The sequence below is a fragment of the Subtercola sp. Z020 genome (assembly GCF_002931235.1).
Classification (GTDB): domain Bacteria; phylum Actinomycetota; class Actinomycetes; order Actinomycetales; family Microbacteriaceae; genus Subtercola.
On the sequence record NZ_PSTT01000012.1, the window covers coordinates 1 to 15,550 of the forward strand.

11 protein-coding genes are annotated in these 15,550 nt (G+C 67.7%); 4 read left to right on the forward strand and 7 right to left on the reverse strand.

Translation table 11 applies throughout. The features are described from left to right. Nucleotides 1–113: 113 nt before the first annotated feature. The 3 genes from C5B96_RS01860 to C5B96_RS01870 all read right to left on the reverse strand — a co-directional run bounded on the left by C5B96_RS01860 (nt 114) and on the right by C5B96_RS01870 (nt 3,291). On the reverse strand, nt 114–1,763 hold the full coding sequence (locus C5B96_RS01860) for a DEAD/DEAH box helicase (RefSeq protein WP_104242442.1): 1,650 nt from the start codon (nt 1,761–1,763) through the stop codon (nt 114–116). A 302-nt stretch (nt 1,764–2,065) separates the two neighbouring features. Next, nucleotides 2,066–2,761 carry a DUF1684 domain-containing protein gene (locus C5B96_RS01865; RefSeq protein ID WP_104242402.1) on the reverse strand — a complete coding sequence of 232 codons (696 nt, stop codon included), beginning with the start codon at nt 2,759–2,761 and terminating at the stop codon, nt 2,066–2,068. Continuing rightward, nucleotides 2,761–3,291, reverse strand: coding sequence for a hypothetical protein (locus C5B96_RS01870; RefSeq protein WP_104242404.1), 531 nt, complete (start codon nt 3,289–3,291; stop codon nt 2,761–2,763). Before C5B96_RS01870 ends, C5B96_RS01865 begins: the two co-directional genes overlap by 1 nt. Nucleotides 3,292–3,352: 61 nt before the next feature. On the opposite strand from C5B96_RS01870, the gene C5B96_RS01875 reads away from it, so the two are divergent. Together C5B96_RS01875 and C5B96_RS01880 are read left to right on the forward strand one after the other, a co-directional pair. Then, a complete protein-coding gene (locus C5B96_RS01875; RefSeq protein ID WP_104242406.1) occupies nt 3,353–3,898 on the forward strand; it encodes a hypothetical protein in 546 nt (181 codons plus the stop codon). A 43-nt stretch (nt 3,899–3,941) separates the two neighbouring features. Further along, complete coding sequence (locus C5B96_RS01880) at nt 3,942–4,244, forward strand: DUF427 domain-containing protein (protein WP_104242408.1); 303 nt, start codon at nt 3,942–3,944, stop codon at nt 4,242–4,244. A 52-nt stretch (nt 4,245–4,296) separates the two neighbouring features. On the opposite strand, the gene C5B96_RS01885 is transcribed toward C5B96_RS01880, so the two are convergent. The 4 genes from C5B96_RS01885 to C5B96_RS01900 form a co-directional block, all read right to left on the reverse strand. Beyond that, complete coding sequence (locus C5B96_RS01885) at nt 4,297–4,788, reverse strand: SprT-like domain-containing protein (protein WP_104242409.1); 492 nt, start codon at nt 4,786–4,788, stop codon at nt 4,297–4,299. Nucleotides 4,789–4,874: 86 nt separating this feature from the next. Next, on the reverse strand, nt 4,875–5,387 hold the full coding sequence (locus C5B96_RS01890; protein WP_233188937.1) for a tetratricopeptide repeat protein: 513 nt from the start codon (nt 5,385–5,387) through the stop codon (nt 4,875–4,877). An 82-nt stretch (nt 5,388–5,469) separates the two neighbouring features. Continuing rightward, nucleotides 5,470–6,846 carry a sorbosone dehydrogenase family protein gene (locus C5B96_RS01895; protein ID WP_104242411.1) on the reverse strand — a complete coding sequence of 459 codons (1,377 nt, stop codon included), beginning with the start codon at nt 6,844–6,846 and terminating at the stop codon, nt 5,470–5,472. Further along, entirely contained in the window at nt 6,846–7,676 is an 831-nt protein-coding gene (locus C5B96_RS01900) for a spermidine synthase (protein WP_104242413.1), read from the reverse strand. Before C5B96_RS01900 ends, C5B96_RS01895 begins: the two co-directional genes overlap by 1 nt. 399 nt (nt 7,677–8,075) lie before the next feature. Between C5B96_RS01900 and rpoB the strand changes: the two genes are divergently transcribed. Both rpoB and C5B96_RS01910 read left to right on the forward strand, forming a co-directional pair. After that, a complete protein-coding gene (gene rpoB, locus C5B96_RS01905) occupies nt 8,076–11,567 on the forward strand; it encodes a DNA-directed RNA polymerase subunit beta (protein ID WP_104242415.1) in 3,492 nt (1,163 codons plus the stop codon). 47 nt (nt 11,568–11,614) lie between these two features. Beyond that, a complete protein-coding gene (locus C5B96_RS01910) occupies nt 11,615–15,514 on the forward strand; it encodes a DNA-directed RNA polymerase subunit beta' (RefSeq protein ID WP_104242417.1) in 3,900 nt (1,299 codons plus the stop codon). The last annotated feature ends 36 nt before the right edge of the window (nt 15,515–15,550 follow it).

The following is a 15,550-nucleotide window of genomic DNA, read 5'->3' on the forward strand; positions in this document are numbered from 1 at the left end:
GCCCCGCACCCACCCCGCCACACGACGAAGGGACCCATATCGTTTCCCAGCCTCAGCTGTAGAACGATATGGGTCCCTTCGGTCAGGCCCGCCCGCAAGCGGGCCGCACGACCCTAGCCCTGCGCGCGGCGCGGCGCCGAGCGCTGCGGGCGGGGCGCCGTCTGCGATCCGCCGGCGCTCGACCACACCGTGGTCGATCCGCCGCCGGCACCGCGGCCGCCGCCACCCTGGCCGCCGCGACGCGAGCCGCCGCCACCGGCACCCGAGCCGCCGCTGCCCGAACCCGAACCCGAACCGCCGCGACGCGGCCGGTCGGAACCCGAACCAGCACCCGCACCCGCTCCGCCACCGGCCGAAGCGCCGTCGCGGAGCCCGCGCTTGCGCTGAGCGTTCGCGCCCTGCGATCCGCCGCCCTGCCCGCCCCGGCCACCGCGACCGCCGCCGCCATTGCCGCCGCGCGAACCGCCGCCGCCGCCACCGTTGCCGCCCGAACGCCCACCACCGGTGAGCACCACGGGAGCATCAGACGGCTTCACATACGCCGCGACCTCGCCCACGAGCGCATCCACAGACGGCGACGCGAGCGAGACCCGCTCCACATCGACCTTGATCGCGGCCTTCCGCATGAGCTGGTCGAGGTCCTTCCGCTGGGCGGGGAGGATGATCGTCACGACGTCGCCCTCGCTCCCGGCGCGAGCCGTACGGCCCGAACGGTGCAGGTACGCCTTGTGCTCGGTCGGCGGGTCGACGTGGATCACGAGTTCGATGTCGTCGACGTGCACGCCGCGGGCCGCGACATCCGTCGCCACCAGCACGCTCACGTCACCCGCGCTGAACGCTGCGAGGTTGCGGTCACGGGCCACCTGCGAGAGGTTGCCGTGCAGGTCGACGGCCGGGATGCCCGCCTCGATCAGCTGGCGCGCCAGCTTCTTCGCGTGGTGCTTCGTGCGCATGAAGAGGATGCGTCGCCCGGTGCCCGACGCGAGCTTGCGAACGAGAGCCGTCTTCGCCTCGGCGTCGTTCACCTCGAACACGTGGTGGGTCATCGCCGCAACGGGGGAGTTGGCCTCGTCGACCGAGTGCAGAACCTCGTTGTGCAGGAAGCGGTTGACGATCTTGTCCACGCCGTTGTCGAGCGTGGCCGAGAAGAGCAGGCGCTGGCCGTGCTCGGGCGTCTTCGAGAGGATGCGCGTGACGACGGGCAGGAAGCCCAGGTCGGCCATGTGGTCGGCCTCGTCGAGAACCGTGATCTCCACGGCATCCAGAGACACGAAGCCCTGCTTCATGAGGTCTTCGAGGCGGCCGGGGCAGGCCACGACGACGTCGACGCCGGCCTTGAGGGCCGCGACCTGGCGGCTCTGCGAGACGCCGCCGAAGATGGTGGTCGACTTCAGCCCGTAGGCGTCGGCGAGCGGCTGCAGCACAGCCGTGATCTGCGTGGCGAGCTCGCGCGTCGGCGCGAGGATCAGCCCGACCGGGCGGCCCGGTCGACGCTTGCCACCGGCCAGAACGCCGGCGAGACGGGCGACCATGGGGATCGAGAAGGCGAGAGTCTTGCCCGAGCCCGTCTTGCCGCGGCCGAGTACGTCGCGGCCGTTGAGCGTGTCGGGAAGGGTGTCGACCTGGATCGGGAACGGGCTGGTGATGCCCTCGGCGGTCAGCTTGGCGACGAGCGGGGCGGGTACGCCGAGTGAGGCGAACGAGGCTCCGGATGCCGCGGCCGACGTGTCGGCGGGCGAAGAGGTGGGGGGTGCGATTGTCATGGTTCGGTGCCTTTCGGGCATCGGTTCCACCCGGGAACGGCGCAGGCCGACGGCGAACAGCCTGTCGGCGAGGTGCGTCTGCGCGATCTCGTTCCGGCCCTCGTCACCGCAGCATTCGGGCTGGGCAGACGATTCGAAGCCGGGCTTCGGTGGAAGTGTGGCGAAGGTGCCGGAGGGCACATCCGTTCGCCGTGAGAATTCATCTTCAACAGAAGAGGTGCGTTCTACGACGCAGGGAGCGCGCGATTGCGCTCGCAAGTACAACCAGCCTAGCGCACTCCGTCAGAGCCCGGCGCCGCCGCTCAGTGGTAGAGCTCGCCGACGGGGATCTCCGCCGCCAGCCGGTTGCCCGCGGGCGCCAGCGGGCACGCCCAGGCCGGGTCGTAGGCGCACGACGGGTTGTACGCGAAGTTGAAGTCGAGCACGAGCGAAGCGGGATCCGCACCCTCGCCGAGGAACGCTCCCTTGATGGTGTCGAGCAGGTAGCGCCCGCCGCCGTAGGTGCCTCCCGGATGCCCGGCCAGAGCATCCCGCACCGGCAGGAAGAGGCCGCCGCCGTAGCTCTGCAGGCGCCACACGTCGAGGGTGCCGACCGCGTCCAGGGTGCCGACCGCGTCGACGCCGCCGACCGCCGGGATCGCAGCCCGCCCGACCAGTTCGAACGGAACCACGCCGTCCGTGCCGGTCTCGAAGTCGAAGCGCGCCGGTTCGTCGGGCGCGACCAGCTCGACCTCGAACCGCCAGGCGGGGTCGTACGGGGCGACCGGCAGGCCGCTGAAGCCGTCGCGGTCTTCCGGCAGCAGAGGGGTCTGCGGATGCGTGGCGAAGAGGTCGTCGCGCGCGGATTTCCAGAAGAGGTGGGCCTCGACGACAGACGGCAGCGCGTCGGCCCCGACCCCGGTGCCCGGGCCCGCGGCCAGCCGGCGCGTCTCGGCGTAGATGTCGAACACGCGGCGGCGCCAGTCCGCCGTCTCGATCGCGGTGCGGGCGTCGGCCATCAGAGCGCCGTCCCGTCCGCCGCCTCATCGAGCGGAGCCGCATGCTTCGGCTCGAACGACCACGTCGGCGCCAGCTGCTGCAACCGCACCCCGCGCACCTGCCAGAAGGCCCACATGCTCAGCCAGATCGCCGGCGTCAGCGCGCCCGCGCCGATGATCAGCCGGTCGCGGTAGAGCGTCTTCGCCGGCTCGTACGGATCGGCCGAGACGGCCATCCGGTGGTCCCACTTCGTGACCGCGGTCAGCGCACCGGATGCGGCGAACCCCTTGTCGTGGATGATGCGCACCCCCGGGTGCTGGGTGTGCGTGCGGTCGATGTCGATCACCTGCCGGCCCATCGGCACCAGCCCGAGCGCGTTGATCTCCACCCGGTTCTGGCCCTCGGGCCACGTCGTCTTGAAGCCGCCCTCCTCGAGCGAGGTCACCGTCAGCAGGGGGGCGGAGACCTCCCGGAACACGGCCGGGCTCTGCAGGGCGCGCCACGCGGCGTCGACCGAGCAGTCCAGAGTCAACTTCAGCATCACCTTCATGACCCCAGTCTCGCCTACCGGCGGGCCGGGTGCGGCGGGTTGACGCCGTTACGATTGTCGGGTGCTTCCCGAACCCATCGCCGATGCGGCCGCCGACCCTGCCGCCCAGACCCACTACCAGGTGCGGTTCGGCCGCGGCCCGGCAGCTCTCGACACGGTCGCGTCTCACGCAGACGTCGTCATCTGGGTGGATGCCCTGCCCGAGCCCCCCGCAGCGGGCGCCACCCCGGCCGTGCCCGTCGCGCCGACGCTCGACGGCATCCCGATCATCCACGCCGACCTTCGCAACCGCTCGAACGCGGCGAGGTGGATGCTCGAACAGCAGGTTCTCGCAGGCCGACGCGTCTCGGTCGCTGTCGTCGCTGCGGCCGACAGCGTCGAAGACACCCTCGCCGCCGGCGCCGTGATCGACGCGCTCGCCGCCCTCGGAATCGACTTCTCCTCCCCAGAGGCCGCGGTCGCCTGCGCCTCCTTCACCGCGCTGCAGCGCGCCGTCGGCCACCTGCTCACCGCCTCGGTGGCCGGCCGCGCCCTCATCGCCGCCGGCCACGCCGCTGTGGTCGCGGATGCAAGCGGTATCGATTCCCAGCCCCCGGTGGTTGCATAGAGCAGGCGGCCGAACCGGGTCGCCGCCTGAGTCGAGGAGAACCATGAAAGCCGTCATCAACGGAACCGTCATCGCCGAGGCGCCCAAAGAAGACCTCATCGCCATCGAGGGCAACTGGTACTTCCCGCCGTCGAGCGTGAAGGCCGAGTTCCTCGAAGACAGCCCCACGCCCTACACCTGCCCCTGGAAGGGCGAGTGCCAGTACTTCAGCGTGAAGGCCGGCGACGAGACGCTGAAGGATCGCGCCTGGAGCTACCCCACGCCCTACGCCTCCGGCATCGAGCGCGTCGGCAAGGACTTCAGCAACTACGTCGCGTTCTGGAAAGAAGTGAACGTCACCGAGTAGTCACCGGGCGGCAGGGTCACGCCGCCGGTTCGCGGCAGCGGACCCGTCGGGGTCACTGCGGCGTCTTCGCCAGCCTCCTCGAGGCGGCCGGGATGTCGCGGTGCTCCCAGCGGATCACGAACGCCGAGTCGAACCGTCGCGAACAGGCGCCGCAGGCCAGCACGCGGGCGGGCTTCCGGTAGCGGTAGTGCTTGTGGCCGCTCGGGCAGGTGCCCACCCACGGTGCCAGCTCGTCGGCGATGGCGCCCTGGTGCAGCCGTTTGCCCTCGTACCCCAGTTCGGCTGCCACCGACCGCCACTTCGGGCCGTGGCCACTCCGCGACCCCGCCACCGCGTGCGCGATCTCGTGCAGCAGCACCTGGTGGATCTCGTCGTCTTCGTAGCGCGCCGCGAGGTACCGCGAGACGGTGATGCGCTTCGCGGTGTAGTTGCACTGCCCGGCCCGCGTCTTCGCGTTGTCGAAGCCGAACGACCACAGCGCGGGGTCGAGATGCAGGGCGATCAGGGCATCTGCCCATCTCCTGACACGGTCGAGGTCTGCCACGAGTGCAGCCTAATTCACGCGGCTGACACTGCGGGCGATACAGCGGCGATACAGCGGGCGAGCATCCATTCGCCCACGCGCGCCACCTACTTGCCGACGAACGCCTCAGCCACGCCGATCGCGACGAGCGAGCCTTCGAGCTGGTCCATCGACGCGCCCGACTTCTCCCACAGCACCACAGCCGCCTTGAAGTCGTTCAGCGCCTCGCGGTATTCGCGCTGGTCGAACAGCACGCGGCCACGGTTGTGCAGGGCCGTCGCTTCGAGCGACGTCCATTCGTGGCCGTGCGCCTCCTCGGCGCAGATCGTCAGGTCGGTGAGGGCCGGAACCAGCTTGCCCTGGTACTGCTGCACCTGCGCCCGGCGGATGCGCGCGGCCAGCCCCTGCTCTCTGTCGCCCGAGAACCGTGCCTGGCGGAGTGCCTCGTTCGCGATGTCCCACGCCTCGTCGAGCCGGCCCAGCAGACGCAGCAGGTTGAGCTTCTCGTTCAGCGCCGAGAGGCTCCGCAGCGACCCCAGTTCGGCGAGACGCTTCTCTGCGGCAGCGACATCCACGGTCTCGCGCAGGGTCTTCGGGTCGTAGCCGGTGATGATGCTCAAGGGGAACGCTCCAGAACGTGGTGCCGGTGGTGCGTGCCACCGACCGGCGGCACAGGGAAGGTCTTCCGTTTCAGCTTACGGCTCAGGATGCGCCCGGCTCGAGAGCAACACGGGCCAGTCGGTCGTCTCCGGCCTGTGGAGAACCCCGCCCATCCGTGTTGTTGGTGAGGAGGAGAAGCCCGCCGTCGGCCGTGGCTGCGACGTCGCGGATGCGCCCGAGCGTTCCGTGGTAGGCGTCGCTGACGAATGTGCGATCGCGCGAGGGAGCGTCGCCGCCCGGAGTGATCGACCAGAGCCGTTCGCCGCCGAGCCCCGCCATGAAGAGAGTGCCGCCGACCATGGCGAGCCCGCTCGGGCTCGCCTCATCCGTCCTCCACTGCACGATCGGGTTGGTGAGACCGTCGATGGTGCCGCCCGGCCCACCGTCGCCGAGGCCCTCGACGGTCGGCCAGCCGTAGTTCGCGCCGGGCGTGATCACGTTCAGTTCGTCCCACGTGTTCTGGCCGAACTCCGCCGCGTACAGCGTGCCGTCGCTGCTCCACGCCATGCCCTGGGGGTTCCGGTGCCCGAGGCTGTAGACGGGCGACCCGGCGAAGGGGTTGTCGGCCGGCACCGCCCCCGTCGGCGTCACCCGCAGGATCTTGCCCGACAGCGACTCGACGCGCTGCGCGTTCGCCGACTGGTTGGCGTCGCCGGCCGTGATGTAGAGCATCCCGTCGGGCCCGAACAGAATGCGCCCGCCGTTGTGGTTCGAGGCCTTCGGAATGCCCGTGAGCACGTCGGTCGGCGCCCCCAGGCTGAACGCGCCGGGGCTCCCCTCGAGCGGCATGCGCACCACGCGGTTGTCGTCGGCCGTCGTGAGGTACGCGTAGAGGTAGGTGGGGGTGGATGCCGCGGGCTGGGCCGGATCGGTGAGCACGCCGGTCGTGTCGACGTAGGCGGCGAGCCCCAGCAGGCCGCCCTCGCCGGCCGCCACCACGCCCGGCACCGTGCCGATCGCCCCGGCGGACCCGTCCGCCCGAACCTCCTTCACGACCCCGGTGTCGCGTTCGTCGACGAGAACAGTGCCGTCGGCCAGGGCCGCGATCGACCACGGAGCGTCCAGCTCACTCGCAACCGTCGCGGGGTCGCCCGCGGCGCGGAAGGGCCCCGTGAACGACGCGCCGGTGCCCCCCGAGCCCGCGCCGCCCCAGGGAGCACCCGCGGCAGTACCCGCGCCGGCGCTCCCGCTGCCCGTACCGGGCGCCGTCGCGGCGGCACTCGGCGCGGCACTCGGCGCAGTGCCCGACGCCGACGGCGCGGCACTCGACGTCGCAGCACCCGCACCCGCACTCCCGGCCGCGTCGCCTGACGGCGCCGCGCCCCCCGCACCCGTGCACCCGCTCACCGCCAGCAGCACAGCCACCCCCGCCCCGATCGTCGCGGCGAGCGTTCCGGAGGTTCCTGTGCGTTCTGACATCACCCCACACTGCCCGGTTTCACTTGAAAGATGCTGCGAGCGGGCGGCGGCGACGGCACGGCCGTCTGGTCGGTCACCACCGGGGCGCTCTGGATGAACGCCCGCAGCTCGGCGCCGTCGACCACCTTCGCCGGGGTGGGGTCGCTCGCCACCAGCCGTGGCAGACGGTCGAACGGCAGCGGAGCATCCGATGCGAACATCACCACATTGCCGAACCGGCGCGACTTCAGCACCTGCGGATCGACCACCACGGCCACGTGCGCGAACACCGCCGAGAGCGTCGCGGCCTGGCTGCGGGCGAAGGCGAGCCCCGCGCCGTCGGCGACATTGGCGGCGAGGATGCCCGTCGGCGCCATCAGCGCAGACGCCAGCCCGTAGAACTCCACACTCGTCACATGCGCGGGTGTGCGTGCCCCCGAGAACACGTCGACCACCAGAAAGTCGACCGTGCCTTTCAACCCCGGCGGCAGCTTGCCGAGCACCTCGCGCGCGTCACCGTGCCGCACCCGGATCTGCGCCCCCTGCGGCAGCGGCAACTGTTCCCGCACGAAGTCGACCAGCTCGCTCTCGAGCTCGACCACCTGCTGTCGCGACCCCGGCCGGGTCGCGGCGATGTACCGCGGCAGAGTGAACGCCCCGCCGCCGAGGTGCAGCGCCGTGATCGCCTCACCCTCGGGCGCCGCGAGATCGATCCCGTGCCCGATGCGGCGCACGTACTCGAACGCCAGGTACGTCGGATCCTCCAACGCCACATGCGACTGCGGCGTGCCGTCGACCACAAGCGTGAACGCGCCCGGCTGGTGCCGATCCGCCTCGACCACCGCCCGCATCCCGTTCCCCAGCGTGACCGCCGGGTGTTCATCCGCCCCGCCCCGCCGCCTGCCCGATCGCTCACTCACTTCTCGACCCTAACGCCCGGAATACCGAGCCGGGAGCGGGGAATGGCGGACATGCGACCGCGGTTATACCGCAGAGCGCGAAAATGGTCAAGATTTGAGTAGACAACGGCCGGAGATCGGCATATAGTTGTTCTTTGCGCTCCCAGTACTCCTATGCCTTCATATTGCGGTTGGCTCGCGCTGCAGAATCTTCTTCGTCCGGAGAGTCAGCAGCATCACTCCAGAACCCCTGTGCACATCACGGCGCAGGGTTCTGTACGAGGGTCTGGCGAGTTCGACCAAAAGTAAACCCAGTACTGAGACCCGACGGGGTCCACGGAGGTTATTTCCTTGGCTGCTGCGAGCAACGCAACCACCACCACACCCAAGAACGGTCGCGGAGCATCGCGACTCTCGTTCGCCAAAATTTCTGACAACCTCACGGTTCCCGATCTGCTTGCCCTGCAGACCGAGAGCTTCGACTGGCTGGTCGGCAACGACGCATGGAAGACGCGCGTCGCCGAAGCCAAGAAGCAGGGTCGCAAAGACCTCCCCGAGCACTCCGGCCTCGATGAGATCTTCGAGGAGATCTCCCCGATCGAAGACCTCGGCGAGACCATGCAGCTCAGCTTCACGAGCCCGTTCCTCGAGCCCGAGAAGTACACCATCGACGAGTGCAAGGAGCGCGGCAAGACCTACGCCGCCCCGCTGTACGTCGAGGCCGAGTTCATGAACCACCTCACGGGTGAGATCAAGACCCAGACCGTGTTCATGGGCGACTTCCCGCTCATGACCGAGAAGGGCACGTTCATCATCAACGGCACCGAGCGTGTCGTCGTGTCGCAGCTCGTTCGGAGCCCGGGCGTCTACTTCGACCGCCAGCTCGAGAAGACCTCCGACAAGGACATCTACTCGGCCCGCGTCATCCCGAGCCGTGGTGCCTGGCTCGAGTTCGAGATCGACAAGCGCGACCAGGTCGGCGTGCGCATCGACCGCAAGCGCAAGCAGAGCGTCACCGTCTTCCTGAAGGCCCTCGGCCTCACCAGCGAGGAGATCCTCGAGCAGTTCAAGGGCTACTCGTCGATCGAGGCGACCCTCGAGAAGGACTCCATCCTGACGAAGGAAGAGGCCCTCAAGGACATCTACCGCAAGCTCCGTCCGGGCGAGCAGGTCGCTGCCGAGGCTGCGCGTGCGCTGCTCGACAACTTCTACTTCAACTCCAAGCGCTACGACCTGGCGAAGGTCGGTCGTTACAAGATCAACCGCAAGCTCGGCATCGAGAGCGAGCTGTCGAACTCCGTTCTGACGAACGAAGACATCATCGCGACGATCAAGTACCTCGTGGCCCTCCACGAGAACCAGACGACCCTCCCCGGCACCCGTGGCGGCAAGGCCGTCGAGATCCGTCTCGACATCGACGACATCGACCACTTCGGCAACCGACGCATCCGTGCCGTCGGCGAGCTCATCCAGAACCAGGTGCGCACCGGCCTCAGCCGTATGGAGCGTGTCGTGCGTGAGCGCATGACCACGCAGGACATCGAAGCGATCACCCCGCAGACCCTGATTAACGTGCGCCCCGTCGTCGCCGCGATCAAGGAGTTCTTCGGCACTTCGCAGCTGTCGCAGTTCATGGACCAGAACAACCCCCTCGCAGGCCTGACGCACAAGCGTCGACTGTCTGCGCTCGGCCCGGGTGGTCTCTCCCGTGAGCGTGCCGGCGTCGAGGTTCGCGACGTGCACCCCAGCCACTACGGCCGCATGTGCCCCATCGAGACCCCTGAAGGCCCGAACATCGGCCTGATCGGCTCGCTGGCGTCGTTCGCCCGCATCAACTCGTTCGGTTTCATCGAGACCCCGTACCGTCGCGTCGTCGACGGCGTGGTCACCGAGAACATCGACTACCTGACCGCGAGCGAAGAAGACGAGTACGTGGTGGCCCAGGCCAACGCGCCTCTGACCAAAGACGCCCGCTTCGCCGAGCCCCGCGTGCTCGCCCGTAAGAAGGGTGGCGAGGTCGACCTCTTCCCGATCGAGGACATCGGCTACATGGATGTCTCGCCCCGCCAGATGGTGTCGGTCGCGACCTCCCTCATCCCCTTCCTCGAGCACGACGATGCCAACCGCGCCCTCATGGGTGCAAACATGCAGCGCCAGGCCGTGCCGCTCCTGATGAGCGACAGCCCCCTGGTCGGAACCGGTATGGAGGGCTTCGCAGCCGTCGATGCCGGAGACGTGGTCACCACCCAGCACGCCGGTGTCGTGCAGGAGGTCTCGGCTGACGCCGTCTCCGTTCTGCTCGACGAGGGCGGGGTCGAGACCTACTACCTCCGTAAGTTCGACCGCTCGAACCAGGGCACGAGCTACAACCAGCGCGTCATCGTCAACGAGGGCGACCGGGTCGAGGTCGGCGAGGTCATCGCAGATGGCCCGGCCACCGAGAACGGCGAGCTCGCGCTCGGCAAGAACCTCCTTGTGGCGTTCATGCCGTGGGAGGGCTACAACTTCGAAGACGCGATGATCCTCAGCCAGAACCTGGTGAAGGACGACACGCTGAGCTCCATCCACATCGAGGAGTACGAGGTGGATGCCCGCGACACGAAGCTCGGCAAGGAGGAGATCACCCGTGACCTCCCGAACGTCAGCCCCGAGCTGCTCGCCGACCTCGACGAGCGCGGCATCATCCGTATCGGTGCAGAGGTTCGCCCCGGCGACATCCTCGTCGGCAAGGTCACACCCAAGGGTGAGACCGAGCTGAGCGCCGAGGAGCGCCTGCTGCGCGCGATCTTCAACGAGAAGAGCCGCGAAGTGCGTGACACCAGCCTCAAGGTGCCCCACGGTGAGCGCGGAACCATCATCGCCGTCAAGGAGTTCTCTGCCGAGAACGACGACGAGCTCGGTTCGGGCGTCAACCAGCGCGTCGTCGTGTACATCGCCCAGAAGCGCAAGATCACCGAGGGCGACAAGCTCGCCGGTCGTCACGGCAACAAGGGCGTCATCGCGAAGATCCTGCCCGTCGAAGACATGCCGTTCCTCGCTGACGGCACCCCCGTCGACGTGGTGCTGAACCCGCTCGGTATCCCCGGTCGCATGAACTTCGGCCAGGTGCTGGAGATCCACCTCGGGTGGATCGCCAAGCAGGGCTGGCAGGTCGAGGGCAAGGGCAACAAGTGGGCCGGCCGTCTTCCCGAGGCCGCGCACGAGGCTCCTGCCAACACCAAGGTCGCGACCCCGGTGTTCGACGGCGCGCTGGAGGAGGAGATCGCCGGTCTGCTCGACTCGACGCTCCCGACCCGCGACGGCGACCGTCTCATCGACGGTTCCGGCAAGGCGACGCTGTTCGACGGCCGCTCCGGTGAGCCGTTCCCGAACCCGATCTCGGTCGGCTACATGTACATCCTCAAGCTGCACCACCTCGTCGACGACAAGATCCACGCGCGTTCGACCGGTCCGTACTCCATGATCACGCAGCAGCCGCTGGGTGGTAAGGCACAGTTCGGTGGCCAGCGCTTCGGTGAGATGGAAGTGTGGGCGCTCGAGGCCTACGGTGCCGCGTACGCGCTGCAGGAGCTCCTGACGATCAAGTCGGATGACATCCTCGGCCGCGTGAAGGTGTATGAAGCGATCGTCAAGGGTGAGAACATCCAGGAGCCGGGCATCCCCGAGTCCTTCAAGGTGCTCATCAAGGAGATGCAGTCGCTCTGCCTGAACGTCGAGGTGCTGTCTGCCGACGGCACGGCGGTCAGCCTGCGCGACACCGATGACGAGGTCTTCCGCGCTGCTGAAGAACTCGGGATCAACATCTCCACGCGGTTCGAGAACTCGTCCATTGACGACATCTAAACCGAACCCCACCCCAGCTAACGTTCCCCCAGGGAGAGAAGAAAAAATTGCTCGACGTTACAACATTTGACGAACTGCGGATCGGTCTCGCTACGGCTGACGACATCCGCAAGTGGTCGCACGGTGAGGTCAAGAAGCCCGAGACGATCAACTACCGCACGCTGAAGCCCGAGAAGGACGGCCTCTTCGGAGAGCAGATCTTCGGGCCGAGCCGTGACTGGGAGTGCTCGTGCGGCAAGTACAAGCGGGTGCGCTTCAAAGGCATCGTCTGTGAGCGCTGCGGCGTCGAGGTCACGAAATCGTCGGTGCGCCGTGAGCGCATGGGCCACATCGAGCTCGCCGCCCCTGTCACGCACATCTGGTACTTCAAGGGCGTGCCCTCGCGCCTCGGCTACCTGCTCGACATGGCTCCGAAAGACCTCGAGAAGGTCATCTACTTCGCGGCCTACATGATCATCTCGGTCGACGAAGACGGCCGTCACGAAGACATGCCCGGCCTCGAGAACGAGCTGCGGCTCGAGATCAAGGCCCTGAGCGACCAGCGCGACAGCCGTATCGCCGACCGCCTCCAGAAGCTCGAGAACGACCTGGCTGCCCTCGAGGCAGAAGGCGCCAAGAGCGACCAGAAGCGTCGCACGAAGGATGCCGCCGAGAAGGAGATGGGCCAGGCCCGCAAGTCCTTCGACGAGCAGATCGCCCAGCTCGAGCGCGTGTGGGAAGACTTCCGCAGCCTCAAGGTCGGCGAACTGAAGCCCGAAGACTCCGTGTTCCACGAACTGCAGGACCGCTACGGCCAGTACTTCGAGGCGTACATGGGTGCTGAGGCGATCAAGAAGCGCCTCGAGGCCTTCGACCTCGCCACCGAGTCGGACACGCTGCACCTGCAGATCTCCGAGGGCAAGGGCCAGAAGAAGATCCGCGCCATCAAGCGCCTCCGGGTCGTCAACTCGTTCCTGATCACCGGCAACTCGCCGGCCGCGATGGTTCTCGACGTGGTCCCCGTGATCCCGCCGGAGCTCCGCCCGATGGTGCAGCTGGATGGTGGCCGCTTCGCGACCTCCGACCTCAACGACCTGTACCGCCGCGTGATCAACCGCAACAACCGTCTCCGTCGACTGCTCGACCTCGGTGCCCCCGAGATCATCGTCAACAACGAGAAGCGGATGCTGCAGGAGGCCGTCGACGCACTGTTCGACAACGGTCGCCGTGGTCGCCCCGTCACGGGTACCGGCAACCGCGCCCTGAAGTCCCTGAGCGACATGCTCAAGGGAAAGCAGGGTCGGTTCCGCCAGAACCTGCTCGGCAAGCGCGTGGACTACTCGGGCCGTTCGGTCATCATCGGTGGCCCGCAGCTGAAGCTGCACCAGTGCGGTCTGCCCAAGCAGATGGCGCTGGAGCTGTTCAAGCCGTTCGTCATCAAGCGCCTGATCGATCTGAGCCACGCCCAGAACATCAAGGCCGCGAAGCGCATGGTCGAGCGCAGCCGCCCGCAGGTGTGGGACGTGCTCGAGGAGATCATCCGCGAGCGCCCCGTGATGCTGAACCGCGCACCCACGCTGCACCGACTGGGCATCCAGGCTTTCGAGCCCCAGCTCGTCGAGGGCAAGGCCATCCAGCTGCACCCGCTCGTCTGCACCGCGTTCAACGCGGACTTCGACGGTGACCAGATGGCCGTCCACCTTCCGCTCTCGGTCGAGGCCCAGGCCGAGGCGCGCATCCTGATGCTCGCCTCGAACAACATCCTGAAGCCCTCCGACGGCCGCCCGGTCACCCTGCCCACGCAGGACATGATCATCGGTCTGCACCACCTCACCACCGTGCGCGAAGGCGTCGTGGGCGAGGGCCGTGCGTTCTCGAGCGTCGCCGAGGCGATTCTCGCGAAGGACCAGGGCACGCTCGACCTGAACGCCAAGGTGCGCATCCGCCTCGAGAACATCACGTTCGCCGAGGGCGAGGCCCCCGCGGGCGCCGTTCTCGCCGAGGGCAACCACGCCCCCGGTGTGACGCTCGTCGAGACCACGCTCGGCCGCGCGCTCTTCAACGAGACGCTGCCGACGGACTACCCGTACGTCGAAGCCGTCGCAGACAAGGGCCAGATCTCGGCCATCGTCAACGACCTCGCCGAGCGCTACCCGAAGGTGGAGGTCGCTGCAGCACTCGACCGCATCAAGGACGCCGGTTTCTACTGGGCCACCCGCTCAGGCGTCACCGTTGCTCTCTCCGACGTTCTGACCCCGCCGAACAAGCGCGAGATCGTGGCGACCTACGAGAAGCAGGCCGCCAAGGTGCAGACGCAGTACGAGAAGGGTCTGACCACCGACGCCGAGCGTCGCCAGGAACTGATCCAGATCTGGACCAAGGCGACCGAAGACGTCGCAGAGGCCATGCAGGCGAACTTCCCGGCGAACAACACCATCAACCGCATGGTGACGTCTGGTGCTCGTGGTAACTGGCTGCAGATCCGCAACATCGCGGGTATGCGAGGCCTGGTGAACAACCCGAAGGGTGAGATCATCCCTCGCCCGATCATCTCGTCGTACCGTGAGGGCCTCAGTGTTGCTGAGTACTTCATCGCGACGCACGGTGCTCGTAAGGGTCTCGCCGACACGGCTCTCCGTACCGCCGACTCGGGCTACCTGACCCGTCGTCTGGTGGATGTCTCGCAGGACGTCATCATCCGTGAAGACGACTGCGGCACCACCAAGGGTCTCGACCTGGCCATCGCGGCGCACGACGCCAACGGTGTGCTGGTGAAGGACTCGAACGTCGAGAACTCCGTGTTCGCACGGAGCCTCGCCGCTGACGCTGTGGATGCCAGTGGCACCGTCGTCGCCGAAGCCGGCGAGGACATCGGTGACGTTCTGATCGACAAGCTGGTCGAGGCCGGTGTCGAGAACATCAAGGTGCGCTCGGTGCTGACCTGCGAGTCGGCCGTCGGTGTGTGTGCTGCCTGCTACGGCCGCTCGCTCGCCACCGGACTGCTCGTGGACATCGGAGAGGCCGTCGGCATCATCGCCGCACAGTCGATCGGTGAGCCCGGCACCCAGCTGACCATGCGTACCTTCCACACGGGTGGTTCCGCATCGGCCGACGACATCACGCAGGGTCTGCCCCGCGTGCAGGAGCTCTTCGAAGCACGCACCCCCAAGGGTGCGTCGCCCATCGCAGAAGCTGCTGGCCGCATCACCATCGAAGACACCGACCGCAGCCGCAAGCTGATCCTCACGCCCGACAACGGCGACGAGGCCATCGCCTACCCGGTGCTGAAGCGTGCGAGCCTCCTCATCGAGGACGGCGAGCACGTCGAGCTCGGCCAGCAGCTGCACGTCGGTGCGATCGACCCGAAGGAGGTTCTCCGGGTTCGCGGTGTCCGTGCCGTGCAGGAGCACCTCGTCGGTGGTGTGCAGGGCGTCTACCGTTCGCAGGGTGTGCCGATCCACGACAAGCACATCGAGGTCATCGTTCGACAGATGCTCCGCAAGGTGACGGTCGTCGACCACGGCGACACCGACCTGCTCCCCGGTGAGCTCGTCGATCGCCAGCGCTACAACATCCTCAACCGCGAGGCGCTGACCGAGGGTCGCAAGACCGCTTCGGCCCGCCAGGAGGTCATGGGTATCACCAAGGCCTCGCTCGCGACCGAGTCCTGGCTCTCCGCCGCTTCCTTCCAGGAGACCACGCGTGTTCTCACGCAGGCCGCCATGGAGGGCAAGAGCGACCCGCTCGTCGGGCTCAAGGAGAACGTCATCATCGGTAAGCTCATCCCGGCCGGAACGGGCCTTCAGAAGTACCGCAACGTCACCGTTGAGGCAACCGAAGAGGCCAAGGCCGAGCGCTACCCGAACCGCATCTTCACCGACGATGCGGTCTTCTCGGAGGCTGACCTGTCGTTCGTCGACTTCGACAGCTTCTCGAGCGATGACTACACCCCCGGTACCTACAACTAGGCCGCACCTGTAGCCAGACCATGAAGGGCCCTCTCA